Source organism: uncultured Lacinutrix sp. (assembly GCF_947500605.1).
Lineage (GTDB): Bacteria > Bacteroidota > Bacteroidia > Flavobacteriales > Flavobacteriaceae > Lacinutrix.
Genome location: NZ_CANMSJ010000001.1, coordinates 12772 through 37501, shown reverse-complemented (window position 1 = coordinate 37501; position 24730 = coordinate 12772). Strand labels below are relative to the sequence as shown.

The 24730-nt window shown below is 30.8% G+C and carries 29 protein-coding genes and 1 other RNA gene; 14 read left to right on the top strand and 16 right to left on the bottom strand.

The features are described 5' to 3' along the window. The 3 genes from Q0935_RS00190 to Q0935_RS00180 all read left to right on the top strand — a co-directional run bounded on the left by Q0935_RS00190 (position 1) and on the right by Q0935_RS00180 (position 3103). The gene (locus tag Q0935_RS00190) at positions 1–939 is read left to right on the top strand and encodes an aldo/keto reductase (protein WP_299381315.1); all 939 of its coding nucleotides are present in this window, start codon (positions 1–3) and stop codon (positions 937–939) included. Positions 940–998: 59 nt separating this feature from the next. Then, the gene (locus Q0935_RS00185) at positions 999–1967 is read left to right on the top strand and encodes a TIGR03571 family LLM class oxidoreductase (protein ID WP_299381312.1); all 969 of its coding nucleotides are present in this window, start codon (positions 999–1001) and stop codon (positions 1965–1967) included. Between the two features lie 470 nt (positions 1968–2437). Next, positions 2438–3103 carry a hypothetical protein gene (locus Q0935_RS00180; RefSeq protein ID WP_299381309.1) on the top strand — a complete coding sequence of 222 codons (666 nt, stop codon included), beginning with the start codon at positions 2438–2440 and terminating at the stop codon, positions 3101–3103. Positions 3104–3287: 184 nt separating this feature from the next. On the opposite strand, the gene Q0935_RS00175 is transcribed toward Q0935_RS00180, so the two are convergent. Both Q0935_RS00175 and Q0935_RS00170 read right to left on the bottom strand, forming a co-directional pair. Then, positions 3288–3413: a hypothetical protein gene (locus Q0935_RS00175; protein WP_299381306.1), complete on the bottom strand. Its 126-nt coding sequence runs from the start codon at positions 3411–3413 to the stop codon at positions 3288–3290. A 2-nt stretch (positions 3414–3415) separates the two neighbouring features. Continuing rightward, entirely contained in the window at positions 3416–3565 is a 150-nt protein-coding gene (locus tag Q0935_RS00170) for a hypothetical protein (protein WP_299381304.1), read from the bottom strand. A gap of 334 nt (positions 3566–3899) precedes the next feature. Between Q0935_RS00170 and gcvT the strand changes: the two genes are divergently transcribed. From gcvT to Q0935_RS00130, 8 genes are all read left to right on the top strand, one after another. Beyond that, positions 3900–4970 carry a glycine cleavage system aminomethyltransferase GcvT gene (gene gcvT, locus Q0935_RS00165; RefSeq protein WP_299381301.1) on the top strand — a complete coding sequence of 357 codons (1071 nt, stop codon included), beginning with the start codon at positions 3900–3902 and terminating at the stop codon, positions 4968–4970. Between the two features lie 7 nt (positions 4971–4977). Beyond that, positions 4978–5892 (top strand): glutaminase, encoded by a 915-nt coding sequence (locus Q0935_RS00160; protein ID WP_299248520.1) that lies wholly within the window; start codon positions 4978–4980, stop codon positions 5890–5892. Positions 5893–5908: 16 nt separating this feature from the next. Then, positions 5909–6742 carry a sugar nucleotide-binding protein gene (locus Q0935_RS00155; RefSeq protein ID WP_299248522.1) on the top strand — a complete coding sequence of 278 codons (834 nt, stop codon included), beginning with the start codon at positions 5909–5911 and terminating at the stop codon, positions 6740–6742. An 87-nt stretch (positions 6743–6829) separates the two neighbouring features. Further along, positions 6830–7225, top strand: a complete 396-nt coding sequence (locus Q0935_RS00150; protein ID WP_299381298.1) for a hypothetical protein — start codon at positions 6830–6832, stop codon at positions 7223–7225. Between the two features lie 19 nt (positions 7226–7244). Then, the gene (locus Q0935_RS00145) at positions 7245–7535 is read left to right on the top strand and encodes a 4a-hydroxytetrahydrobiopterin dehydratase (protein ID WP_299248527.1); all 291 of its coding nucleotides are present in this window, start codon (positions 7245–7247) and stop codon (positions 7533–7535) included. A gap of 69 nt (positions 7536–7604) precedes the next feature. Further along, positions 7605–9659, top strand: coding sequence for a carboxy terminal-processing peptidase (locus Q0935_RS00140; protein ID WP_299381295.1), 2055 nt, complete (start codon positions 7605–7607; stop codon positions 9657–9659). Further along, on the top strand, positions 9659–10693 hold the full coding sequence (locus Q0935_RS00135) for a hypothetical protein (RefSeq protein ID WP_299381291.1): 1035 nt from the start codon (positions 9659–9661) through the stop codon (positions 10691–10693). Before Q0935_RS00140 ends, Q0935_RS00135 begins: the two co-directional genes overlap by 1 nt. Before the next feature lie 168 nt (positions 10694–10861). Further along, entirely contained in the window at positions 10862–11584 is a 723-nt protein-coding gene (locus Q0935_RS00130; RefSeq protein ID WP_299248536.1) for a YebC/PmpR family DNA-binding transcriptional regulator, read from the top strand. Between the two features lie 78 nt (positions 11585–11662). Here Q0935_RS00130 and Q0935_RS00125 read toward each other — a convergent pair whose 3' ends face one another. The 9 genes from Q0935_RS00125 to Q0935_RS00085 form a co-directional block, all read right to left on the bottom strand. Continuing rightward, on the bottom strand, positions 11663–12703 hold the full coding sequence (locus Q0935_RS00125) for a hypothetical protein (protein WP_299381288.1): 1041 nt from the start codon (positions 12701–12703) through the stop codon (positions 11663–11665). Positions 12704–13113: 410 nt separating this feature from the next. Continuing rightward, the gene (locus tag Q0935_RS00120; protein ID WP_299248542.1) at positions 13114–13662 is read right to left on the bottom strand and encodes a 1-acyl-sn-glycerol-3-phosphate acyltransferase; all 549 of its coding nucleotides are present in this window, start codon (positions 13660–13662) and stop codon (positions 13114–13116) included. Position 13663: 1 nt separating this feature from the next. Further along, on the bottom strand, positions 13664–14746 hold the full coding sequence (locus Q0935_RS00115) for an iron-containing alcohol dehydrogenase family protein (RefSeq protein WP_299248545.1): 1083 nt from the start codon (positions 14744–14746) through the stop codon (positions 13664–13666). Between the two features lie 28 nt (positions 14747–14774). Further along, positions 14775–15392: a CatA-like O-acetyltransferase gene (locus tag Q0935_RS00110; protein WP_299248548.1), complete on the bottom strand. Its 618-nt coding sequence runs from the start codon at positions 15390–15392 to the stop codon at positions 14775–14777. A gap of 2 nt (positions 15393–15394) precedes the next feature. Continuing rightward, positions 15395–16099 carry an HAD family hydrolase gene (locus Q0935_RS00105; RefSeq protein ID WP_299381285.1) on the bottom strand — a complete coding sequence of 235 codons (705 nt, stop codon included), beginning with the start codon at positions 16097–16099 and terminating at the stop codon, positions 15395–15397. Positions 16100–16158: 59 nt separating this feature from the next. Beyond that, the gene (gene kdsB / locus Q0935_RS00100) at positions 16159–16887 is read right to left on the bottom strand and encodes a 3-deoxy-manno-octulosonate cytidylyltransferase (protein WP_055437388.1); all 729 of its coding nucleotides are present in this window, start codon (positions 16885–16887) and stop codon (positions 16159–16161) included. 62 nt (positions 16888–16949) lie between these two features. Continuing rightward, a complete protein-coding gene (locus Q0935_RS00095; protein WP_299381282.1) occupies positions 16950–17516 on the bottom strand; it encodes a DUF4126 domain-containing protein in 567 nt (188 codons plus the stop codon). Continuing rightward, entirely contained in the window at positions 17506–17718 is a 213-nt protein-coding gene (locus tag Q0935_RS00090; protein ID WP_299381279.1) for a hypothetical protein, read from the bottom strand. Before Q0935_RS00090 ends, Q0935_RS00095 begins: the two co-directional genes overlap by 11 nt. A gap of 131 nt (positions 17719–17849) precedes the next feature. Further along, positions 17850–19277 carry an ATP-binding domain-containing protein gene (locus tag Q0935_RS00085; protein ID WP_299248563.1) on the bottom strand — a complete coding sequence of 476 codons (1428 nt, stop codon included), beginning with the start codon at positions 19275–19277 and terminating at the stop codon, positions 17850–17852. A 124-nt stretch (positions 19278–19401) separates the two neighbouring features. Between Q0935_RS00085 and Q0935_RS00080 the strand changes: the two genes are divergently transcribed. The 3 genes from Q0935_RS00080 to Q0935_RS00070 are packed head-to-tail and all read left to right on the top strand — an operon-like array spanning position 19402 to position 21502. Then, positions 19402–20139, top strand: a complete 738-nt coding sequence (locus Q0935_RS00080) for a hypothetical protein (protein WP_367181427.1) — start codon at positions 19402–19404, stop codon at positions 20137–20139. 28 nt (positions 20140–20167) lie between these two features. Further along, positions 20168–20944, top strand: a complete 777-nt coding sequence (locus tag Q0935_RS00075) for a DUF3822 family protein (protein WP_299381276.1) — start codon at positions 20168–20170, stop codon at positions 20942–20944. After that, positions 20945–21502: an RsmD family RNA methyltransferase gene (locus Q0935_RS00070; protein WP_299248569.1), complete on the top strand. Its 558-nt coding sequence runs from the start codon at positions 20945–20947 to the stop codon at positions 21500–21502. Between the two features lie 59 nt (positions 21503–21561). Here the strand turns inward: Q0935_RS00070 and rnpB are convergent. The 5 genes from rnpB to Q0935_RS00045 form a co-directional block, all read right to left on the bottom strand. Further along, positions 21562–21863: RNase P RNA component class A (gene rnpB, locus Q0935_RS00065), an RNA gene on the bottom strand. 183 nt (positions 21864–22046) lie between these two features. Beyond that, on the bottom strand, positions 22047–23093 hold the full coding sequence (gene arsB, locus Q0935_RS00060; RefSeq protein WP_299381273.1) for an ACR3 family arsenite efflux transporter: 1047 nt from the start codon (positions 23091–23093) through the stop codon (positions 22047–22049). A 1-nt stretch (position 23094) separates the two neighbouring features. After that, on the bottom strand, positions 23095–23706 hold the full coding sequence (locus Q0935_RS00055) for a protein-tyrosine-phosphatase (RefSeq protein WP_299381270.1): 612 nt from the start codon (positions 23704–23706) through the stop codon (positions 23095–23097). Between the two features lie 43 nt (positions 23707–23749). Further along, positions 23750–24217, bottom strand: a complete 468-nt coding sequence (locus Q0935_RS00050; RefSeq protein WP_299381268.1) for a DUF6428 family protein — start codon at positions 24215–24217, stop codon at positions 23750–23752. A gap of 46 nt (positions 24218–24263) precedes the next feature. Beyond that, on the bottom strand, positions 24264–24593 hold the full coding sequence (locus tag Q0935_RS00045) for a helix-turn-helix transcriptional regulator (protein ID WP_299381265.1): 330 nt from the start codon (positions 24591–24593) through the stop codon (positions 24264–24266). Positions 24594–24730: the final 137 nt, after the last annotated feature.

Here is a 24730-nt window from a genome sequence, read left to right as displayed (position 1 = left end):
ATGACTACATTAAAATTTAGAAATAACGACGAAATGCCAATTTTAGGATTAGGAACTTTTAGATCTGAACCTAATGAAGTGTACAATGCTGTTCTTTCGGCTATAAAAATGGGATACAGACATATAGATTGTGCTGCGGCATACGGTAACGAAAAAGAAGTTGGTAATGCCATTGCTGAAGCAATTAAACAAGGTTTGGTTACTAGAGAAGATTTATGGGTGACTTCCAAATTATGGAATGCTTCCCACGGTGAAGAGAATGTGATTCCTGCGTTGAATCAAACTTTAGAAGATTTACGACTAGATTATCTAGACCAGTATCTTATCCACTGGCCAGTAGCTTTAAAAAAAGGAACAGAAATGCCAGAAAAAGCATTCGATTTTATTCCGCTTTCAGAAGTACCATTAACCAATACTTGGAAAGGGATGGAAGCTGCTTTAGAGCAAGGTCTTACAAAGCATATTGGCGTGAGTAATTTCAATGAAAATCAGCTTAAAGAAATAATGGCGAGTGCTGTTCATAAACCAGAGATGAATCAAGTAGAAATGCATCCGTTTTTACAGCAGAAAGAATTAAAAGCATTATGCTCGCATTTTGATATGCATATAACAGCATATGCACCATTAGGTTCACTTGTAGATGAAAACAACACTTTACGTTTGTTGGAAAATGACACAATAAAAAACATTGCCAACGCACGAAATATGTCGCCTGCACAAGTTGCATTGGCATATACTATGCAACGAGGCATTGCGGTAATTCCTAAATCTATTAATGAAGCGAGATTGCTTCAGAATTTAGAGACGTTAAACCATACGCTTAAAGAAGAAGATATGGCTTTGCTGAAGGATTTAGATAAAGGACACCGTTTTATAGATGGTAAATTTTGGGAAGTTGAAAACGGACCCTACACTGCAGATAGTATCTGGAATAACTAATCTTGAAAATCATCAGGTATCCTGAGAGATACCTGATGATTTCAAAAATAAATAACACTATGAATTCATTTGATAAACTATACAAGCCAGGTAAAATGACACTTGGTATAGAGTTCCCTTTAGATAACGATTGGTCAACAGAAGGAAACCGCAAACGTTTGGAAGACAATAGACCTTTTGGAGTACCCGATATTTCTAAACATTTAGAATTGGCACAACAAATTGATGAAGCAGGTTTTGCTGCTTTATGGATGCGAGATGTTCCTGTATATGATCCTAATTTTGGTGATGGTGCACAATTGTTTGACACCTTACCGTACTTAGGGTATTTATCTGCAGCTACCAAAAACATTTTGTTGGGTACGGCAGCAATTGTATTGCCACTACAACAGCCAATAAAATTAGCCAAAGCTGCTGCTACCATTGAAAATTTAAGTGATGGCAGGCTTTTGTTAGGTTTAGGTTTGGGAGACAGACCAGTGGAGTTCCCAATGTATAATATTGACTATAAAAAAAGACCTAAAATCTTTAGACATAATCTTGACATTATTAAAGAAGCTTGGAAAACAAATAGCAATTTAAAATCTAAATACGATTTTTTAACTAGTGGTATAGAAGTTTATCCAAAACCTAAAAAAGACATTCCACTTGTAGTAGCTGGTCATTCCGGGCAAAGTATTAATTGGATTGCCAAAAACGCGCAAGCTTGGTTTAATTACCCACGACCCGTAGCAGAAACTTTAGAAAACAGAAAATACTGGTGTAATGCTTTGTATGATGAAGACCAAGCAGCAAAACCTTATATTTCGGCTATACATTTAAACCTATCTAAAGACGACAATGCGACTTTTAAACCACAACGTTTTGGTGGTACAGTAGGTATCAACCATCTTACAGAATATTTAAAAGAATATGAAAATGTTGGTGTTAATCATATGGCGATAAACCTGAGAAAATCTGAAACTCCCGTAAGTGAGGCTATAGCTAAAATTGAGGAAATTGTTTTACCTGAATTTGTTACTATCTAGTTATTTTATTAATATTCTTTAAATGATTCATAAAAAAATAAAGAATAATTCCTTTATTAAAAACTTATGATAATAAAGAACTGAGTGTAAAAAACAATCTCAATCTAATTCGAAATTTCTACCATACTCAAATATTAATCGAAAACATAACCTTCTTTAGCGTTACTGTATTGTACACCAACGTCCGGTAATTGTTTTGTTACTTATTTTATTTAAATTTTAAAAGATTTATAAACCTATCTTCAATTCTAATTTTTAGCTTTTTTACAACTTGACTTTGTTAAAAAAATCCGCTAACTTCGAATTTATATAACTGCTGATATAAAACATTAAAACGGTTGTATATCAAGTAAAATGTTGTAAAACATTTACCTAAACCAAAAGACCATTTCACTAAATCAAAAGAACTGATTACTAAATTGAATTTTTATTCAAAACACAAAACGAATAAATTTGAATAAACATATATTATGAAATTGAAGACAATTTTAATTTTGACAATTCTTTTAATCAGTAAAAACATTTACTCACAAGAAAATAATAGAGAAAAAACCCTCTTTACGTCTGATAGTCTGTCTTTTATTCATTTATTGCCAAATCAAAAATTTGGTTTTATTTCATACAAAGGAGATTCGCCATTATCATACTATAATGATAAGAATCAAATAAAAGGACATATAGATGGACCATATTTTACAATCAACGAATTTGGTTCTGGAGAATATTTGATTGAAAACAAAAAAATTCAATTGAATTTTATTAAGCCGAAACATTCTATTGATAGCATTTCAATTAAAGAAACTGAAAACTTAACTGATTCCATAAAAGTGAAAATATCTTTCAAATCTTATGTGAATTCTAAAAACGATGACGGAATTGGAATTGGAAGTACTATAAAATCAAAGGATAGTTTAATAAACATTAATACGATGTTTGAAAGTTTTACATCATTCACATTTAAAAAAAGTAAACTTCCTTTAAAATTAATAATTAATGAAAAGTATAATTTAGAAATAGAAAGCGAAAAGAGTCAAGATATTACTCTATTTGTGAATGACTTTAAAAAATTCACGACTGACAATATTGAAAACAAACTGTTTGAATTCAAGACTCTGACTGAACAAAAGAATGAATAAAAACGTTTTACAACAACGTGTATAAAAAATTGCTAAATTAATGCTTAGACAAAGGTCGTTGTATTTTTGTTCCGTTTGATTTTCCTGCGGTAAATCCTCGCACACAAAACCGTTATAGAAATTCGAAATTACCTTAAAAACAAACAATCTCAATCTAATTCGAAATTTCCACCATAGTCAAATATTAATCGAAAACATAACCTTGTTTAACGCTACTGTATTGTATTCCTACAAAATCTGATTCTCTTTTATTTTTACAAGCCGAAAACAGAAATAAAATAAGGATAAGTTTTGTAAATAGGTATTTCATTTTTATTTGTAGGTTTTCTCTTTAGCCGCTTCTCCATTTTCATTATAGAACACCCATTTACCATGGCGTTTATTATCTAAAAGCTTGCCTTCTTTAGCAAGAAACATGGCTTTTAATGCTCTTGAATATTTATATATTTTTTCAGAATGCACAGTTGTTTGTTTTTATGAAAAATAGTAGCTTTAAAACTATCTATAGGTTTTAAATTTCTGGTTAACTCTAGATACTTTTCGGTATGCTGAGCATGTAAAATAATAGCGCTACATAAAAACGTAAAAAGAAGGAAATAATGTTTCATAAAATATAATAGCTATTATATTAAAGCTGAAAATTAATCATTAAAATTGAAGCTAAAAAATTAAGGCCTTTTTAATATGATAGACGTAGAAATCAACTCAATAATTTTCAATACTTTTGTTGGAGAAATCAACATTAACAAAACACTATAGATTTTCGTTTATACGAAAAGAATAAACCTTTTTTTCAATGAAAAACACAGCATTAACTACAACACACGAAGCACTAAGTGCGAAAATGGTACCATTTGCAGGCTATAACATGCCAGTACAATACGATGGCGTAAATATAGAACACGAAGCAGTAAGAAAAGACTGTGGTGTTTTTGATGTGTCGCATATGGGAGAGTTTTTAATCGAAGGACCTAATGCCTTAAAATTAATACAAAAAGTATCTAGTAACGATGCTTCTAAATTAACTATTGGAAAAGCACAATACTCTTGTTTACCAAATGATGATGGTGGTATTGTAGACGATTTAATTATCTATAAATTAAAAGAAGAAACCTATTTATTAGTAGTAAACGCTAGTAATATTGAAAAGGATTGGAACTGGATCTCATCTAAAAATAATGTAGATGCTACCATGCGCGATTTAAGCGAAGACTATTCTCTTTTAGCAATACAAGGTCCAAATGCTGTAGAAAAAATGCAAGCATTAACAAGTCACGATTTAGCCGAAATAAAGTTCTATAACTTTGTAGTTGGAGATTTTGCAGGTATAGAGAATGTAATTATCTCTGCAACTGGTTATACAGGAAGTGGCGGATTTGAAATCTATTGTAAAAACGACGAGGTAAAACAAATTTGGGATAAAGTTACCGAAGCTGGTGCTAAACCTATTGGTCTTGCTGCTCGTGATACTTTACGTCTAGAAATGGGATATTGCCTTTACGGAAATGATATTACAGACGAAACGTCTCCATTAGAAGCTGGTTTAGGATGGATTACAAAATTTACTAAAAACTTTACAAATTCTGAAGCTTTAAAAGAACAAAAACGTCTTGGTGTAGAACGTAAGTTAATTGCTTTTGAGCTTGACGAACGTGGTATTCCTAGACAAGGTTACGATATTGTAGATGGGCAAGGTAAAAAAATAGGTGTAGTAACTTCTGGTACTATGTCTCCAATGTTAGGAAAAGGTATTGGTTTAGGTTATGTACCAACTGTTTTTACAGATGTTAATAGTAAAATTAATATCCAAATTCGTAAAAATGCAGTACCTGCAACCGTAGTAAAATTACCTTTCTACAAAGGATAAAAAACGTATGATAGATTTCCAAAACATTATTGAAGAAATCCATAACGATTTAAAACTTACAACACAAAGAGGTGTTGTAGCTTCTTATATACCAGAACTAGCAAAGCAACACAATACTAGTTTTGGTATATATTTAAAGCAAGTAAATGGCGAAAATTGCCAAGTTGGAGATTGGGATAAACCATTCTCTATACAGAGTATTTCTAAGGTTTTAGCACTATCTAAAGCCATTGTTTTTGAAGGTAATAACATTTGGAAACGTGTAGATGTAGAACCTTCTGGCAACCCATTTAACCACTTATCTTTATTAGAATTAGAAAACGGAATCCCTAGAAATCCATTAATAAACGCAGGAGCTATTGTTGTTGCAGATATTTTGGTAACGCACCTTAAAAATCCTAAAGAAGATTTTTTAAATTATGTGAGAGGTATTTCTGGAGATCAAACCATAAATTACAACTTAAAAGTTGCAGCATCAGAGCAACACACAGGTTTTAAAAACTATGCAGCAGCAAACCTTTTAAAATCTTTTAATAATCTAAATAACGATGTCGATGTTGTTTTAGATTTCTATTTCCATCAATGTGCATTAGAAATGAATTGCGAGCAACTTGCTAACGCTTTTTATCTCTTTTCTAACAGAGGTGAATGTGTTAATAAAACACAACACTTAACCTTAAGTCAAGTAAAAAGAATTAATGCAATTATGCTAACCTGCGGCTTTTATGATGAGGCTGGAGAATTTGCTTTCGAAGTAGGTTTACCCGGAAAAAGTGGTGTTGGTGGCGGTATTGTAGCTTTACTACCTAACGATTTTGTTATTGTTACTTGGGCTCCTGGATTAAACCCTAAAGGAAATTCTTTAATTGGAATGCAAGCTTTAGAGCAATTTACTACTAAAACAAACCGTTCTATTTTTTAGTATTTAAAGTTACTTAATGAAACAAGAAATAGACAAAAAACATAGAATTCTAGTTTTAGGTGCCAGCGGCTTTATTGGCGAAGCTATTTATAGAGAGCTCTGCTCCTATTTTAGAACCTACGGAACTTATAGAACCGATAATTATAGCTTTGATAAGAATCAGCATTACTTTCAATACAATATTGAAGAAGACGATATTTTCGAGATTCTTGAAATAGTAAAACCTACCGTAATTATATCTGCACTTCGTGGTAATTTTTCTGCACAAATAATTGCGCATGCGCATGCCTGCGAATATGTAATTGCTAATAATGCAAAACTACTTTACTTATCTTCTGCTAATGTTTTCGATGCTTATAGCAAGTTTCCTAGCTACGAACTGGATAAAACCTTAAGTCATAGCATGTATGGTCATTTTAAAATTAAGATTGAAAACATGCTATTACGTATGCCTAAAAAGCAAATCGCAATTATAAGATTACCAATGGTTTTTGGAGCACAATCACCACGAATTAAAGAAATTAAGGCCTTTGTTAAAGAAGGTTTACCAATAGAGGTGTTTCCTAATTTGGTAATGAATGTAACTACAGACACTAAATTAACGCAGCAAATTCATTATATTATTAATCGTGATAAATATGGCGTTTTTCATTTAGGAAGTAGTGATTTAGTGCTTCATAATGATTTTATAAAAGAAATTATTGACACCTTAGGTATTAGTAAACCTATTTTTAAAAACGTTTATACTACTAACGAAGAGCGTTATTTAGCTGTTTTAGCTAAAGAGAATAAATTACCAAAGCATTTACAATTAGAAAGTGAAGATGTTTTAAAAGAATTAGAGGTTTAGTTCTCGCTATATGTCATTACGAACTTTTTCAATAAAAAAAATGTGGTAATCTGTTAAATCAATCTTACAATTCTTATTTTTATAAAAATGAAACTTCTAATAAATGGAATGGTTAGAATGCACCAAATAAACGGAAAACGAGTAATTATTTCAGGATTGGTTTCATCAAAATTAAATCTAGAAGATCATCTTATTTCTATTAGAGATAGAATAATAAATCAAGGTGGACTAATAGTTGGAGAACTTGTACAAAGAAGAGGTGTTTCTAGAAGTAAAAAACCTGGAGGCTCTAAAATGCTCGATTTACCTCTTAGCGCCCGCACCTATATTAGCACTGGTAAAGTCGAAGAATTAAAAGAATTATCCAAAAACATAAATGCTGATATTGTAGTATTTATTAATAATTTAAATGACTCGCAAATACAAAATATCGAAAGCCTTACTGAAACAAAAGTTGTAATACTTAATAGTTTAGATAAATAAATAACTTAAAACAAAAACCATGTTAAAACTCACAGAAAAGGATATAGAAAAGCACTTAGAAAAATTACCAGAATGGGATTATGCAGATAATGCAATCCATACAGAATACGAATTCAATAATTTTAAAGATTGCTTTAGTGCCATGAGCCGAATTGCTTTTGAGTGCGAAGCTTTAAACCACCATCCAGATTGGTCTAACACTTATAATATCTTAAATATTACATTATCTACTCACGATGCTGGTGGTGTTACTATAAAAGATATAAAACTTGCGCAAGCCATTGAAGGCATTGTTGAAGAAGAAGATTAGTAAATGCAGTAGCAACTAGGATTATAAGTACTTTTTTTTGTATTTTACAACTCTAATTTACTGCCCTTAATGATTAGATTATTCTTAGTTCCCTTTATTTTTTGTGTTTCAATTTTTGGCTACAGCCAAGAAGACACTCTGTTTTGCAAACAAGTTTCTGCGCTTAAAACAACGATTAACACCAATCATTTTAATCCTAAAACACTAAACGACAGCACTTCCAAATCTATTTTTAAATTATTTTTCAAAGAAATGGATGCTGATAAAGATTATTTTCTTAAAAGTGATATTACAGTTTTTAGTGTTGATGAATTAAAACTCGATGACTATATTATAGTTGAAAACTGCAACTTTATAAACAAATATGTTTCGGTTTTAGAGCAGAGAATAAAGCTTAATATTGCTAAACTTGAAGCTTTAAAACAAAAATCATTAGATTATTCTGGCACAATAACATTACAACAGACTCCTCAAAAATTTTATACCTATTATAAAGATGAAACTGCCTTAGAAAAAGGTATTCGTAAACGAATTAGCTACCGCGTAATTACGAAACTACTCGATGAGAACGAGACCATTTCTGACGTAAAAAAGAATTTTGCAACCTTAGAAAATGAAGCAAAACAAATAGTTATTGAAAATGAAATTTGCCTTTTAAACGAATTCCTAAATAAAGAAGGCGGAATTAATCGTTTTGTTAAATCGGCTTTTTTAAACGCCTATGTAAAGGTTAACGATCCTAATTCTACATTTTTTAGTTCTACCGAAAAAGTAACTTACCAAAACAGCCTCTCCAAAAACCAGATGTCTTTTGGTATTATTACAAGTAAAAACGACAACGGAGAAATAGCTATTGCACACGTAATTCCTGGAAGTGCAGCTTTCGAAAATGGTAAATTTGAAGAGGACGATGTTATAAAATCTATTTCTAATGGAAAAACCGTGTTTACTATACACTGTGTTTCTAATGAAGATATCGCATTATATCTTAATAAAGAAGCCCATAAAACATTAACCTTTTCTATAAAAAAAGAAAATGGAACACTACAAGATATAAAGCTTACTAAAAGTAATATTAAGGTAGAAAACAATGCCATTAGAGCGTATCTTATTTCAGACACTACCAATTATGGCTACATTAAAATACCAAGTTTTTATACCAATTACGAATCTCCAAATGGTCGTGGTCTAACTGCAGATATTGCTAAAGAATTATACAAGCTTCAAAAGGAAAATATTGAAGGTCTTATTCTCGATTTACGTTTTAATGGCGGTGGCTCTATGCAAGAAGCTATAGAACTTTCGGGTATGTTTATAGACCGTGGTCCTGTAGCTATTATAAAATCTAAAGCAGGAGAGAATTATACTATTAAAGACCGTAAACGTGGTAGCTTTTATAGTAAACCTATTGTTATTTTGGTTAATGATTATAGTGCATCTGCATCGGAGTTTTTTGCTGCAGCCATGCAAGATTATAATCGCGCAATAATTGTAGGCTCTACAACTTACGGTAAATCTAGTGCGCAAAGTATTATGCCTTTAAACGAAGACGAAACCTTAGGCTTTGCTAAATTAACTATAGAAACATTTTTTCGTGTTACTGGCAAAAGCCATCAAGCTGTTGGTATTATTCCCGATATTAAACTACCATCATTATACGATAATTTTGAAACCGCAGAAAAAAATAAATCACATGCATTACAAAACACATCAACTAGCATTAGTTTAAAACATATTCCACTTCCTAAGTTAGGAATAGATGTTGTAAATACTAAAAGTAATGCGCGTATTACTAATGATAAAAGCTTCAAAAGAGTTTTAGATATTAATAAAGCACTATATAAATTCGTTTATAAAAAAGGAATAAAACACAAACTTACTTTGGAAAGTATTTCCGAAGAAAAAAAACGTAGAAAAGCAACTTTAGATTTTATTTTTAATGAGGATGAAAATACACCTCCTCTATTTAAAATTAAAAATACAATATCTACAACCGAACTTTTAGAATACAATACAGAAGATAAAGAACAGAATAAAGCTGTTTTACAAACACTCGCTCAAGATATTTATATAAACGAAGCGCAAAACATATTAAAAGATTTAATAACCCAAATTAATAATTAATGAAAGTCCTAACTAAATTACTTTTCGCTTCACTTTTTCTGTTCTCACTTTTTGCCAGTGCTCAAAGTTTTGATTCCGCTTTAGAATACCTAGAGTTTATTGGTAAAGAACAAGAAACCGTAACAAAAAACACATGGAAATATACTAAAGCCGTTGCGCATAGTAAAAGCGATAAAAGTATTTCTAAAAAGAGAGAAGTGTTAATAAAAACGGTTGAACGTGCTATTGCTAAAATTGAAAAAGCAAAAGGTTTCGATGGTGAAGATTATAAAAACAACGTCCTTAATCACATGCGTTTAAACGAAAGTTTATTAAAAAAGGAATATGCCGATATTATAGATATGAAAGCTGTTGCCGAACAATCTTACGACTTAATGGAAGCTTATATTTTGGCTCAAGAATTGGCAGACGAAAAAATGATGGAATCGCAAGTTGATTACGAGAAAAACTTCTACGCTTTTGCCGATAAGCACAAAATAAACATTGTTGAAAGTGATAACGATTTAGGTAAGAAAATGGCAATATCTAATAAGGTATTCGACCATACAAATGCACTTTATCTAATTTTCTTTAAAGTTTACATTAACGAAGTATACTTATGGGAAGCAATAGAAAAAAGTGATGTTAGCGGTATACAGCAAAATACAAATGCACTAAATCAAGCTGCAAAAGACGGATTAGAAATACTAAAAACAACCGAGCCATATAAAACTGATAAAAGTTTAATTTTAGCTTACAAAGCTGTTTTTAATTTCTTTGTTGATGAATCTGAAAATAAAATTCCTACAATCGCAGATTATTTAATTCTAAAAGAAGATTTTGAAACTATAAAAACAACTATCGATAAAACTCCAGAAAAGAAACGTACCAAAGAGCAAATTGATGCTTACAATAAAAAAATAAAAGACATTAATAAAGCTGGAACTAATTATAACAAGGTAAATGACGCTTTAAATAATAACAGACAGAAAGTGTTTTTAAAAATGGAAGAATCGAAATCTAAGTTTTTATCTAGGCATGTGCCAAAAGATTAAACGTCTATTAGAATAGTTTAGCTTGAAACATTTTTGTAGCCAAACATTTTTTTTAAATTTGTAACACATTAATAAATAACGAACAAATTTTCGTCTACGCGGAAATTAAAAATATAGATTTCCTTATCTCAAAATTTAAGACAAGGAAGCAATAAAATACAAATTACTATGGGAAGAGCTTTTGAGTTCCGTAAAGCAAGAAAAATGAAACGATGGTCTGCTATGAGTAAAGCATTTACTCGTGTTGGAAAGGACATTGTAATCGCTGTAAAAGAAGGAGGACCAGATCCAGACAGTAACTCACGTTTACGTGCCGTTATACAAAATGCAAAGGCTTTAAACATGCCTAAAGACAATGTTGAGCGTGCCATTAAAAAAGCAAGTGAAAAAGGTCAAGGTGATTTTAAAGAGGTTATTTTCGAAGGTTATGCACCACATGGTATTGCAGTACTTGTAGAAACTGCTACAGATAATAATACAAGAACAGTTGCAGATGTACGTAGCTATTTTAATAAATGTGATGGTAGTTTAGGAACTTCTGGTTCTGTAATTTTTATGTTCGATCATACTTGTAATTTTAGAATTCCTGCCGAAGGTTTAGATCCTGAAGAGCTAGAACTAGAATTTATAGATTTTGGAGCTGAAGAAGTTTTTGCAGACGACGACGGTATCTTAATTTACGCACCTTTTGAAAACTTTGGAGCTATTCAAGCAGAATTAGAATCTAGAGATATTGAAATTCTATCTTCTGGATTTGAACGTATCCCTCAAGTTTTAAAGAAATTAACACCTGAACAAGAAGCAGACGTTGAAAAACTTTTAGAAAAGTTAGATGATAATGACGATGTCCAAAATGTATATCATACTATGCAAGAAAGTACTGAAGAGTAATAAAATTATCAAATAAAAAAAATGCCATTCCTATCAGAATGGCATTTTTTTTTATAATTATATGTTATAAAACTTTAATTAGTCCTTAGATAAATACACAGCAGAAGCTGATACTAATGAATTGTTAACTGCAGGAGTTAAATCTCCACCTATACCAATATTGTTGAAAGCAAGAATTCTTCCATTTGCAGCTTCAGCAATAAAAACAGTTTCTGTATTACCATCATAAGCAACATCTATAGGATTTCCTAAAACAGTATTAGAACCTGCAACTCTTACTTGATCAGATAAAGCTATTGTTCCACCATTTGGTGTAGCATCTAACTTAGTTGTAAAATCTGCAATTACATGAAATCCGCCATCTGTACTAACAGTTGCATCTGCAATATCTGTTAATACAGCTGTGTTTGTATTAGCATCGTAAGTAATACCATGTGTTCTTACAATACCTTCTACTACTACTCTTTTAGATGGTAAAACAGTAACGTCTGTACTGTTAGATAGAAAACCATTAAATACTGCTAATTCACTAGTGGCATCCACAACTGCATATAAATCTGCTCCATTAAATACAATTCCCCAAAGTTTAAAATCTGTAGTTATTGTGTTTCTTAAAGTAAATGCATCACCCGATCTTTCATAGATAAATAATCTTCCGTCTGGTGTTGTAGTATCTCCATCAACATCAGAGTTGTCTGCAACTACATAAAAATTACCGTTTACAGCAACCTCTCTTGGACTAACCATATCTGCTGTACCTAAAACATCAATATTTACATTAGATTGCGTAGCTTGAGTTGTCGCATTTGCAAAACCTTCTAGTGCTAAACCAGAACGAGATGCTTGAATAGCTGTATCTGTACTACCATCATAATAAATACCATCTGCAGCAACACTTGCAGTTATTAATGATGTCGTTGTAATGTTACTCATGTCTGTTATATCATAAAATGTAATGTTACCATCTGCATTGTTAGAGGTATATAGTCTTGTTGATGTAGTTGGTGATGGGTTTCCTGTACTACCTGTATTATCATCATCATTACTACACGATGTAAAAGTTAATGCTCCTAAGGCAAAAAGACTACATAATTTAATCGAATTTTTTAAAATTGTCATACTAATTGGTTTTAATTGTTATTATAGTCTACTTACGAAACAAAGATATTGTTGGTTTTACTCTTTATTTAAATTAACCTCATATTAACATATAAACATAAGTTTTCTTAAAAAGTGTTAAAACAAAAAAAAACCATAAACATCTGTATATATTACAGTTATATATTTTGTTTTAAAAGAAAAGGATAGAAATTAAAACAAAAAAAAAGCTACTTCACATAGGTTAAGTAGCTTTTATAATCTTGTAGTAGGTAAATGTTTCTTTTTAGGGACTTGGCAAAGTTTACTTTATGTTTCATCCGCATACTACACGGAATGTATTCCAATTATTATACCAAAAATAGTATATTATTTAAAATTGAGATATGCTTTTTGCAAAAATTTTAAACTATTTTTCTAAAGCTTAATCGTTAAGAATATTCTGGTTTTTTACCAATGATACCATTATAAAAAGAGTGCATGAATTTAAAATCTGCATCAATATCATCTGTAGGATAAAAAGGCTCCGAAATAGTATTTTTTTTATTCTTAAAATCTAATGTAAACATTATTATTGGCACGTTAGCAGCTTTAGCAATGTAATAAAAACCTGTTCTCCACTGCTCTACTTTCTTCCTTGTGCCTTCGGGTGCAAAAGTGATTCTAAATTCTTCAAATTTATCAAACTCTTTAGCAATAGCTTCTACTTTATTCTCGTTAGTACTTCTGTTTAATGGTACACCACCAATAGCTCGAAAATAATAGCCCAATGGCCATACAAATAATTCTTTTTTACCAACAAAATTGGTTTTTATATCGAGTACTCTTCTAAGAAAAACACCAATATAGAAATCGTGCCAACTAGTGTGTGGTGCAGCAATAATAACTGCTTTTTTTATAGTATCCTTAGACATTGAAATATTACCTTCAATTTTCCAGCCCAATACTTTAAAGTATATAAATTTATAGAAGCCTAGCATACTACATTTTTTGATATAGTGCCTTTAGCTTATCTCTTGTAATTGTCTTTTTCCATTGTTTACCAATTGCATTTTCCCATAGTGGTTCTAAGCTTAATGCAACATTAATCATGGTATCAAATTCTTTGTCCGACAGGTCTTTACAAATACCTTGAGGCAAAGTAATATTGTGTTTAATTTTCATTTCTTTAAACATAGCAACACCTTCTGGATAGTATTCTTCTAAATGATCGAATACAATACAGTTACCTATACCATGTTTAACACCCAATAAATAACCTAAACCGTAACTTAAAGCATGAGCAACACCTACTTGAGAATAAGCAATACTCATACCTCCGTGCCAACTCGCCATCATTAATTTATCTTGAGATTCCTCATCGCTTAAACCATCTTCAAGGAAAATTTCTTTACAAAGTGTAAATGCTTTTTCACCATAAGTTTTACTAAAAGCGTTTAAAAAAGTACCATTAAGCGACTCTACACAATGAACAAAACAATCCATTCCTGTATAAAACCATTGGTCTTTAGGAACATCTTTTGTTAATTCTGGATCCAACATTACTTGATCGAATGGTGTATAATCACTATTAATACCCAATTTACGTTCTGGACCTGTTAAAATTGTAGTTCTAGAAACCTCGGCTCCTGTGCCAGAAACAGTAGGAATACCAACATGATAAATAGCTGGATTTTTAACTAAATCCCAACCTTGGTAATCTTTAGACTCTCCTTCATTAGTAAGCATAATAGCTACTGCTTTAGCAATATCTAAAACACTACCACCTCCAATACCAATAATACCAGATGGCAGCTCTTTATAATTTAGAATAATGTCTTCTACTAGTTTGTCTATTTGAGACGTTTCAGGTTCTTTTTCTGCAGAGACATATATTAATTTATCGTCGTAAGACAACGGAATTCTTGAGGTTAACCAAGCGTTACCTTTAAAAACATCATCCACAAAAAATATAAATGGTGCTTTGGTGTTTAGTCGTTTAGGAGAAAGAATTTCTTCTAATTGATTAAAACTACCTCGTCCAAATATTACTCTGGACACCATTGGAAAATTCTTATAACTCATTGACTTTTAGTCTTAGTTTGTAAAGTTATTACTTATTTAGTTTTTTCTGAAATAATTCTGAAAATAAACTTAAATGATAACCATCTACAAGTGCATGATTAACATTAATTGCTACATTCATTATTTTTTCATTATTTACTTCTTTCATTTTTCCAAATGCCAATTTGGGAACAGATTCTTGCAAACCTGAAACGGGCTCTTTGTGGCCTGAAAAATCCGACCAAGGTAAAGCGGAACAATGGATACAATCTAATCCGTTTTTAGGTGGAAATAGATTGCTTGAAGTATTAATACGTTGTTTTTCGTCTTGAAAATTAGACAAAAATAAGTCTAAATTCTCATTAAAATCTATATACGAAAAACCAAATGTTTTATTCTCTCTCATTATAGTTGCAGAAGCATTTATGGTATTAAAAATTACCACCTTATCGTCTACAATTCTATATTTTAAATTTTCGACACCATTAATAGCTTGCATGCAAGCATGTAAATAAGTGCCGAAAAAACTCACTTTGTTATCTTTAGAAAACGCATAAGTTTTAGTTACATTAAACGGAATGGTTATACCAAAATAAGGATCTTTCAGTTTTGAAAAATGCTCAAAATGCTCCTTTCTATTCCACGTATTTATATCTAATTCTTTCAATTTTAATTCAATAATTTTGGAAGTTCTAATAAACTATTTAAAGTTTTATAGTCTTTTCCATTTGTGTCCATTTCTTTAACTTGTTCATGAGCCCAAGTGGTATGAAAAGGAACGTGTATAGCGTGTGCTTTTATATTAATTAATGGTAATATATCAGACTTTAAAGAGTTTCCAACCATTAAAAAGGCTTCTGGCTCAATATCTAATCGCTTTAATAATTTACTGTAATTATCTTCTTTTTTATCACTTAATACTTCAATATGATGAAAATAATCTAACAATCCAGATTTTTCAAGCTTACGTTCTTGATCTAGCAAATCGCCTTTAGTAGCTACAATTAACTTATAGTTTTTGGATAATTCTGCAAGCACTTCTTCTACTCCATCAAGTAGCTCTACAGGTTTATTAATCATATCCTTACCAATGTCTAATATTTTTGAAATAGTAGTATTAGACACAGTATTATTAGATAATTCTAATGCCATTTCTACCATAGATAAAACAAAACCTTTAACACCATAACCATAAACGGGAAGGTTTTTCATTTCCATTTTAAAGAGCTCTTGGTCTATTTTATTCTCGGTTTCAAATCTATTTAAAAGCTTTGCAAACTCGCTTTCAGCATCACGAAAATAGGTTTCGTTAACCCATAGCGTATCATCTGCATCAAAACCAATTACTTTTATATTTTGGTAGTCTTTATTCAATAGTATTAAACTCTTTTAATTATTATAAATTCTATTTTTAAAGCGGAAATTAACTTTCGTTATTTCCACAATTTCTTAGCGCGTTCTAAATCTTCGGGTGTATCAATTTCTACGCCTTGAACATTTGTTTCTACCATTTTTATACGTTTTCCGTACTCTAAATAGCGAATACATTCTATTTTTTCTGATGCTTCCAACATTAACATTGGTAAACGGTAGAAGTCTAATAAAGCTTCTTTTCTAAAGGCATAAACACCTTTGTGTTTGTAGTACTTTGTAGCCACTTCTTTATCTCTAGGATATGGTATTGGGCTACGCGAAAAATAAAGAGCAAAATCTTTTTGATCTACAATTACCTTTACGGTGTTTGGGTTTTTTATTTCATCATCGTCAGTAATATGTACCATTAACGATGCTAAATCTACTTCTTTGTCCTTATCTTCTTTAAATACTTTAATAAGTTTTCTTAGCGAATCTACCTCTGTAAAAGGCTCATCTCCTTGAACATTTACAACAACATCCACATCCATAAACTCTATGGCTTCTGCAATTCTATCGCTTCCACATTCGTGTTCTTTAATGCTCATTACTACTTTTCCATTAATACTTTCAATCTCTTTAAATATGATATCACTATCAGTTACCACAACTACATCATCAAACAATTGTGTAGCAACTGTAGCTTCGTAGGTTCTAGTAATTACAGGTTTACCTCCCAAATCTTGCATAAGTTTGCCAGGAAAACGTGAAGCACTGTAGCGTGCTGGAATCATTGCGATAATTTTCATTTATTAAGCTGAAGTTTTAGCAGAATTATTAACAAGTCAAAAATATAATTTTTATACTGAATTTAAGCGTTACGAGATTTAAACTTTTTATAAAGCTTAAAAATAATGAATAATATAAGGATTACTAAAAAGATAGCGACTACAGGAAAAACTATAGAAACTGCAGACATTACAACTGCAGTTCCTGTTTCTACAGTAGAAACAACAGGATTTACAATACCTCCTGTTGTTGCCGTAGATGCGAGCCTAGTTACGCCAGATGTACTTGCAACTGCTGCTGCTGTTCCTCCGCCTGCAATTATTGCTAAAGCCCATGTAATTACAGGACTTAAATCTGCAACTGTAGATACCATTACGGCTGTTCCTGCAATTGCTGCTAATGGAATCGTTACAGAATCTAACAAATTATCGACATAAGGAATATAATAAGTAAAAATCTCTACAACTGTAGCTACGCCTAAAACTATTAAAGCAGATAGACTTCCAATCCATTGCCAAGATTCGTTTAATTCCCAACCACCCATATAAGCAGTTAAGCTTAATGCAAATAATGGTACAAATACGCGAAAACCAACAGATGCCGCTAAACCTACACCAAGGCAAATACTAATTATTGTTTCAGCTGTCATTTTTTAATTTATTAAGAGATATTTTATAAGCAAAGTACATTACAAAACTGTAAACTACACCTCCAATTAACCAGACTACAGTACGCTTAAGCATATTGTCCCATCTAAAATCATGATTAACGATATCTAATACAATTGAGAAGCTTATCATGATTATTACAAATATCATACCTTCAATAATCCAACGTCGATATTTTTTCATAAAATAAAAAGTATAGTTAAATAGTCTGTTTTAAATTACCTACAATATAATCTTTAATAATTAATTTTTAGGTAAATTTATTTCTACTAAATACCGTTAGTTTAATATCAGAAAAAAGGATTCAAAATCTTTTATTCGGCTTCAAAAAATTCATCAGGAAAACCTATTAAATACAATTTTTCTTTTGCCCTTGTTACTGCCGTATATAACCAACGCAAATAATCTCTATTTATACCTTCTGGCAAATATGGTTGTTCTACAAACACAGTATTCCATTGTCCACCTTGCGATTTGTGACATGTAATAGCATAAGAGAATTTTACCTGCAAAGCATTAAAATGATTATTGCCTTTTATTTTTAAATACTTCTTGTATTTACTTGTTTCATCTTCGTAATCCTTTTGTACTTCTTGATACAAACGGTTAGAATCTTCGTAAGGCAAAGAAGGTGTTTCGGCATTAATTGTATCTAATAATAATACCGTTTCTATTGGAATCATTTTAGGATAATCGACCATACGTATTTTAACTTCAGCAAAACGAAAACCATACAATTCTTTAATACTAAATATTTCAAGCACTTCTATAATATCTCCATTCGCAATAAAACCAGCTTCACTTGTTGGCTTTAACCAAAAATAATTATTCTTAACAACCATAAGGTAATCACCAGCAGAGAGTTCATTTTCATTAAATAAAATTCTACTTCGTATTTGTTGGTTGTACAAATTTGCACGTTTATTACTACGCACAATAATTGCCATTTCTTCGTTTCCTAATGTGCTGTATGCATCGTTAATAGCATCCATAATATCGTAACCATCTACAAGTCTTACAATATCTGGAAAACCTTTAATATTAAACTGAAAGCTTTCGAAAAAAGAACTAGATATAGTTTCTCTTAATAAAGTTGCATTTTCTAAAATTCCTGAATCTTGACCTTGACGCATAACTTCGTCTAACTCCATTTTAGTAACCTCTTTATCATAATTTAAGCTCAATAAATTCTCATCTAAAGCAGGACTTAAATCTAGTTTTACAGGCGGTAACTGTGCTGTATCTCCAATTAAAAGTAATTTACATTTATGACCTTGATAAACATATTGCATTAAATCATCTAGTAAAGAGCCATTTGCATACAATTTAGAATCTGATGGTGTATCCGGAATCATAGATGCTTCATCGACAATAAAAATGGTGTTTTTATGCTTATTAGGTTGTAAAACAAATTTTACTCCTCCACCAGAATCTTTTTTAGGGAAATAGATTTTTTTATGAATGGTAAATGCTTCTTTTTTAGAATAATTACTAATCACTTTTGCAGCTCTACCTGTTGGTGCCATTAGTACTGCACTCATTTTGGCATGCCATAAATTATTAACTATAGTCCCTATAATTGTTGTTTTTCCTGTTCCTGCGTAACCTTTTAATAAAAAAAGATCATTTTTATTATCTTTAAAAATAAACTCAGAAAGTTGTAATAATAATATATCTTGTTTTACGGTTGGAGTAAACGGAAAATGCTGTTTTATAAGGGAATAAAATTGAGAAGAGGTCATTAAGGCTTTTAAGAATTTAAGAATAATTCAAAGATATAAATGATTTTTACTCTTATTGGTTTTTACGAACAAAAAAAAATTGTAGATTTGCGATAGACCATTAACTAAATAAATTAATAAAATTATGATAATAATTGCTGTAATAGTTGTAATTCTTCTAACTGTTGGAATTGTTTGGGCAATAGACAAGTTTATTCCCTCAAAATTTAAAGCACCAATATCCATTTTACTTTGGATTGGTATTTTTGCATTAGGTTACTTAACCTTTAACTCTGTTTACGATGAAATTAAGTTCCATAACATTAAGCAAGAACGCTATGCTGCCGTTATCGAAAAATTAGTAGATATTAGAGATTCTGAATTAGCATACAAGGAAGTAAACGGAAAGTTTACAGGAGACTATAGTGAGTTAATTAAATTCATAGAAACAGGTAAGTTTGCTATTATAGAACGTAGAGATTCTACTGTTTTAGATGAAGAAAAAACTAAAGCTTACGGTGGAATTGTTTATAATAAAGAAATAACAATAGTAGATACTTTAGACTTTGTTTCTGTAAAAGATTCTTTATTTAAAAAATCTACTCGTTACAAATCTATGATGAATATTCCTTTTACTAAAGAAGGAACTAAATTTGCATTAAAAGCTGGAACTGCTGGTGAAGAAGGTAAAGAGTTACCTGTATTCGAAGCTTTAGCTTGGAAAAAAGACATCTTACACGATCAGCCTAAAGATTTAATTAAGAAAGAAGAAAATGCCTTTTCTGTAGAGGAGATTAATGGTGATGCCATTAAAATTGGTTCTATGGAAGAAGTTAAAGTAAATGGAAACTGGCCGAAAGTTTATGATCCAATCAAAAAATAGTAATATTAAACATATAACGCATAAAGCATTGTCCATTCAAATAAGTTTGAATGGACTTTCTTTTTATATCCTAAACACAAAAGAAAGTGCAATTGTAAAAATTGAACATATTGTTTTCGATAAAAAAGTAACACCTTTCGAATTACTTGATGCTATAAAGCATACATTTAATACTAAAGAATGGTTAAATGAAGATTTTGATAATGTATTAGTTATTCATGTAAATGAATTAGCAACATTGGTTCCTGAGCCTTTATTTAATGAAGATGCCATTGCAGACTATTTAAAGCTTAATACTAAAATACTTAAAACAGATTTTATTACTTTCGATACTATCTCTGTAAACGAAACAATAAACGTCTACGTACCATATGTAAACGTTAATAACTACATTTACGAGCGTTTTGGCGATTTTACATACAAACACTACTCTACTATTTTAATAGAAGAAATTTTAGCTCAAGAGAAGAATGCTAGTGGTAACAAAATGTACATTCATGTTAATGCTACACATTTTGAAATTATTGTTATTAAAGAAGGTACTTTAGCACTTTACAACACTTTTGAATACCACACCACTCAAGATTTTATTTATTATGTTTTGTTTACTGCAGAACAATTAAATCTTAATCCCGAAGTTATTGAAACTGTATTGTTAGGTTCTATTACAGACGATGATGCACTTTACAGTATACTATATAAATATGTTAGGCATATTTCTTTTGGTAGCAGAAAAGATAATTTCTCTACAAACAACCAGATAAAAAACGATCACTCACATTTCACACTTTTAACTCATTTTTAAATGCGCATAATTTCAGGAGAATTTAAAGGCCGAAGAATTACAGCTCCAAAAAAGCTACCTATTCGCCCAACTACAGATATGGCTAAAGAGTCTTTGTTTAATATTATAAACAATCAGTATTATTTCGAGGACGTTTCGGTTCTAGATTTATTCTCTGGTTCTGGTAATATAAGTTACGAATTTGCTTCTCGCGGTACTGAAAACATTACAGCTGTAGATGCCAATTTTGGATGTATTAAGTTTATAAACGAAACTGCCGAAAGTTTCGACATGCAAATACAAACCATAAAAAGTGATGTCTTTAAATTTTTAGAAAAAAGCAGAACTAAGGCTACTATTATATTTGCAGATCCGCCTTACGATTTTCCTGTAGAAGAGTTTTCTAAAATTCCAGAGCTTGTTTTTAAAAATGATTTATTAGAAGTAGATGGCTTATTAATTGTAGAGCATTCTAAACATACAGATCTTTCACATTTAATAAACTATAGCCATTCTAAAAGTTATGGTGGTAATATGTTTAGCTTTTTTAAGGGAGAAACTAGTGATGAGGAAGAATAAATTTACACACAGTAATCTATTATAAAAACAAAGCCCTTTGAAATTTCAAAGGGCTTGTTTATTTAAGTAAATCTATAAGCCGGATTCTGTTCTCTTTCGAGCCCTTATCATTTATCTACGCATATTGTTACCAATATACTTTAGCTGCCTACCCTCTAGCTCGCGCGTGCACGCTCAAGCGCTAGTTTACATGACATTGCACCACATAGAGTTTACCTGGTTTCACTACAGCATTACCTGTACATACTTTCTGTTGCACTTTTCCTAACCTCACGGCTGGTGGCTGTTAACCACTATATTGCACTATGGTGTCCAGACTTTCCTCATCTTATAAATAAGACGCGATAAGGCGATTTACTTGCCGCGAAATTACAATAAACTAGTATATATTATTATAGTGAGTAGTATTTTATTTTAAAGATTTAAGTTTTAGTTTAAACTATAAGCAGTTACACTCTACTTTTAAATAAAAAAAATAGCAGCCTAAATTAAAATTAGACTGCTATAATGTTATAATTAATAACGCTATATATTTTATATCACTTTATACAATTGACTTAACGTAGTATTTTTTACGTAACCAAAAAGAAACACGAACTAATAATATTAAGGCTGGCACTTCTACTAACGGACCAATTACTCCTGCAAATGCTTGACCCGAATTAAGACCGAAAACGGCAATTGCAACTGCTATTGCTAATTCAAAATTATTTCCAGCAGCTGTAAAAGCTACAGCAGCAGTTTTATCATACTCTGCTCCTGTTGCTTTGGTAAAGAAAAATCCAATAATAAACATAAGCGTAAAGTAAATAAGTAAAGGCACAGCAATAATTAAAACATCCATAGGGATTTCGACTATTAATTCTCCTTTAAGCGAGAACATAACTACAATTGTAAATAAAAGAGCTATTAAAGTTAATGGTGAAATGGTGGGAATAAAAGTATTAGTGTACCACTCTTCTCCTTTCAGTTTTACTAAAATAAACCTACTTAATATTCCCATTACAAATGGAAGCCCTAAATAAATAGCCACACTTTCTGCAATTGTAGCAATAGAAATATCTACAATAGCACCTTCGAAACCAAAATAAGGAGGAAGTACTGTTATAAAAAGCCAAGCATAAAAACTATATGCAAATACCTGAAAAACACTATTTAATGCTACTAAACCTGCTCCATATTCGCTGTTTCCTTCAGCAAGGTCATTCCATACCAAAACCATAGCAATACAACGCGCTAATCCTATTAAAATTAGACCAACCATGTATTCTGGATAATCACGCAAAAATGTAATAGCCAAAACAAACATTAAAACAGGACCAACTATCCAATTTAATATCAATGAAATAGAAAGTATTTTAGTGTTTTTAAATACTTTAGGCAATAATGCGTAGTTAACCTTTGCTAAAGGCGGATACATCATTAATATTAAACCTATAGCAATGGGAATATTTGTTGTGCCATTACTCATAGAATTTATCACATTTGGAAATGTAGGTATAAAATAACCGAGTCCCACACCAAAAGCCATAGCTACAAATATCCATACTGTTAAATTCTTATCAAGAAAACTTAATTTTTTATTTGCCATTTTAGGATTTTATTTGAGAGAAAACGAAAAATAATTCCGTTGCTATTTGTAGACTTCTTTCGTTGTATTTTTCTGCTTGTTGTGGTGTATTATCAAATGCTTTTGGATCTTCAAAAGTTATTGGAATACGTTTTTCTGCGCCTGGAACAAATGGACAAGCTTCGTTTGCCGAGTCACAGGTCATTATTGCAGCAAATTCAGATTTAGGATTAAAATCATCATCCATTTTTTTAGAAAACCCAATTATTGAATGCTCATTATTAGCATATTTAATACTATAAACTGCATTATCACCTTTAGAAATAGTATTGATTTTAAAACCTGAATTTTCTAATGTTTTAACAACCATTGGAAAAAGAGCTGTAGTTTCTGTACCTCCCGAATAACAAGTTACATTTTTAAGATTAAAAAAGTTGGCTAATGTTTGTGTCCAAACCTGCGCTAAATGGCTTCTTCTTGAGTTATGAGTGCAAATAAAGTTGATTCGAGCCTCTTGACTATTTGAAACTTTAAGTTGAATAAAATCTATTAAAGGTAATAAAACAGCTTTACGTTCCTTAGTAATAGATTCTGGATTTAAGGCTTTTATTGTAGTTATAATATTTGAAAACATGGTAGATTGTTTTATTATTATTTCTAAGTATTATTAATGATTTTTAGCAACAACCGCTTCCTGGTTCGCAAGAATTTCCTGTTGGAATATCAGAAAATTTCAATTTTGGCTTTTCAGTAGGAATTCCACATTTATCTTTTGCTAAACAATCGGTTTGCGTGTTTGTTAAAAGGAAGTTTTCTCCATCGAAATCTAATCCGAATTTACCAATGGTATCAGATTGGTACTCTACTTCTATTTCTAAATCTTCAATACCCAAAACTGTTTCAGAAAGCTCAATAATATTTAGCAATTTTTCAGGATGCAATCTGTGATCATAATCATTTGCATTCCAAAGTTGAAAGTTTACCACTTCTTCATTTCTAACTGTGCCTCCACAATCAATAAAATGTTTTGTTATTTTTCCAACTTCAGTTACGTGAAAATGATTTGGTACTAATTCTCCATTTGGTAATTTAAAACCGATAGTTTTTAAATGTTTTAATGTTGTTTTTACTTCAGATAATTTCATAATATATTTGTTTATTGCGATTATACGATTAATAATTTAAATTTTTTTAACAGCATTCTATTTTTGAAACATCTTGATCTAAAAACTCAAGCATAACAGTTTTCATATTAGACCAGTTTTCTTTATTTATACAATAGCAAACACTTGTTCCTTCAACATTCCCTTTAATTAAACCTAAGTGCTTTAACTCTTTTAAATGCTGAGAAATAGTTGGTTGTGCTAAACCAATTTCGTTAACTAAATCACCACAAACACAAGAATCTATTTTAAATAAATGCTGTAAAATAGAGACTCTTGCAGGATGTCCAAAGACCTTTGCAAAAAGAGCGATCTCATTTTGTTTATCTGTAAACATTTCAGTTTTTGCTAATCCCATTTTTTACTATATTAGTTCATTGCAATATTACAATTAATATTTAAAACTTAATAAAGTTTATGAATAATTTATCATAAAATTTCTAAAAGCGTAGTCGTTTTCAATTTAAAAACTTTTTTTTTGCTTCAATCCTTTTT

Excerpts from the sequence above, each read along its gene's own strand:
- Q0935_RS00190 (WP_299381315.1), top strand. The coding sequence starts at position 1 with ATGACTACATTAAAATTTAGAAATAACGACGAAATGCCAATTTTAGGA.
- Q0935_RS00185 (WP_299381312.1), top strand. The coding sequence starts at position 999 with ATGAATTCATTTGATAAACTATACAAGCCAGGTAAAATGACACTTGGT.
- Q0935_RS00180 (WP_299381309.1), top strand. The coding sequence starts at position 2,438 with ATGAAATTGAAGACAATTTTAATTTTGACAATTCTTTTAATCAGTAAA.
- Q0935_RS00175 (WP_299381306.1), bottom strand. The coding sequence starts at position 3,413 with ATGAAATACCTATTTACAAAACTTATCCTTATTTTATTTCTGTTTTCG.
- gcvT (WP_299381301.1), top strand. The coding sequence starts at position 3,900 with ATGAAAAACACAGCATTAACTACAACACACGAAGCACTAAGTGCGAAA.
- Q0935_RS00160 (WP_299248520.1), top strand. The coding sequence starts at position 4,978 with ATGATAGATTTCCAAAACATTATTGAAGAAATCCATAACGATTTAAAA.
- Q0935_RS00155 (WP_299248522.1), top strand. The coding sequence starts at position 5,909 with ATGAAACAAGAAATAGACAAAAAACATAGAATTCTAGTTTTAGGTGCC.
- Q0935_RS00150 (WP_299381298.1), top strand. The coding sequence starts at position 6,830 with ATGAAACTTCTAATAAATGGAATGGTTAGAATGCACCAAATAAACGGA.
- Q0935_RS00145 (WP_299248527.1), top strand. The coding sequence starts at position 7,245 with ATGTTAAAACTCACAGAAAAGGATATAGAAAAGCACTTAGAAAAATTA.
- Q0935_RS00140 (WP_299381295.1), top strand. The coding sequence starts at position 7,605 with ATGATTAGATTATTCTTAGTTCCCTTTATTTTTTGTGTTTCAATTTTT.
- Q0935_RS00135 (WP_299381291.1), top strand. The coding sequence starts at position 9,659 with ATGAAAGTCCTAACTAAATTACTTTTCGCTTCACTTTTTCTGTTCTCA.
- Q0935_RS00130 (WP_299248536.1), top strand. The coding sequence starts at position 10,862 with ATGGGAAGAGCTTTTGAGTTCCGTAAAGCAAGAAAAATGAAACGATGG.
- Q0935_RS00125 (WP_299381288.1), bottom strand. The coding sequence starts at position 12,703 with ATGACAATTTTAAAAAATTCGATTAAATTATGTAGTCTTTTTGCCTTA.
- Q0935_RS00120 (WP_299248542.1), bottom strand. The coding sequence starts at position 13,662 with ATGCTAGGCTTCTATAAATTTATATACTTTAAAGTATTGGGCTGGAAA.
- Q0935_RS00115 (WP_299248545.1), bottom strand. The coding sequence starts at position 14,746 with ATGAGTTATAAGAATTTTCCAATGGTGTCCAGAGTAATATTTGGACGA.
- kdsB (WP_055437388.1), bottom strand. The coding sequence starts at position 16,887 with ATGAAAATTATCGCAATGATTCCAGCACGCTACAGTGCTTCACGTTTT.
- Q0935_RS00095 (WP_299381282.1), bottom strand. The coding sequence starts at position 17,516 with ATGACAGCTGAAACAATAATTAGTATTTGCCTTGGTGTAGGTTTAGCG.
- Q0935_RS00090 (WP_299381279.1), bottom strand. The coding sequence starts at position 17,718 with ATGAAAAAATATCGACGTTGGATTATTGAAGGTATGATATTTGTAATA.
- Q0935_RS00085 (WP_299248563.1), bottom strand. The coding sequence starts at position 19,277 with ATGACCTCTTCTCAATTTTATTCCCTTATAAAACAGCATTTTCCGTTT.
- Q0935_RS00080 (WP_367181427.1), top strand. The coding sequence starts at position 19,402 with ATGATAATAATTGCTGTAATAGTTGTAATTCTTCTAACTGTTGGAATT.
- Q0935_RS00070 (WP_299248569.1), top strand. The coding sequence starts at position 20,945 with ATGCGCATAATTTCAGGAGAATTTAAAGGCCGAAGAATTACAGCTCCA.
- arsB (WP_299381273.1), bottom strand. The coding sequence starts at position 23,093 with ATGGCAAATAAAAAATTAAGTTTTCTTGATAAGAATTTAACAGTATGG.
- Q0935_RS00055 (WP_299381270.1), bottom strand. The coding sequence starts at position 23,706 with ATGTTTTCAAATATTATAACTACAATAAAAGCCTTAAATCCAGAATCT.
- Q0935_RS00050 (WP_299381268.1), bottom strand. The coding sequence starts at position 24,217 with ATGAAATTATCTGAAGTAAAAACAACATTAAAACATTTAAAAACTATC.
- Q0935_RS00045 (WP_299381265.1), bottom strand. The coding sequence starts at position 24,593 with ATGGGATTAGCAAAAACTGAAATGTTTACAGATAAACAAAATGAGATC.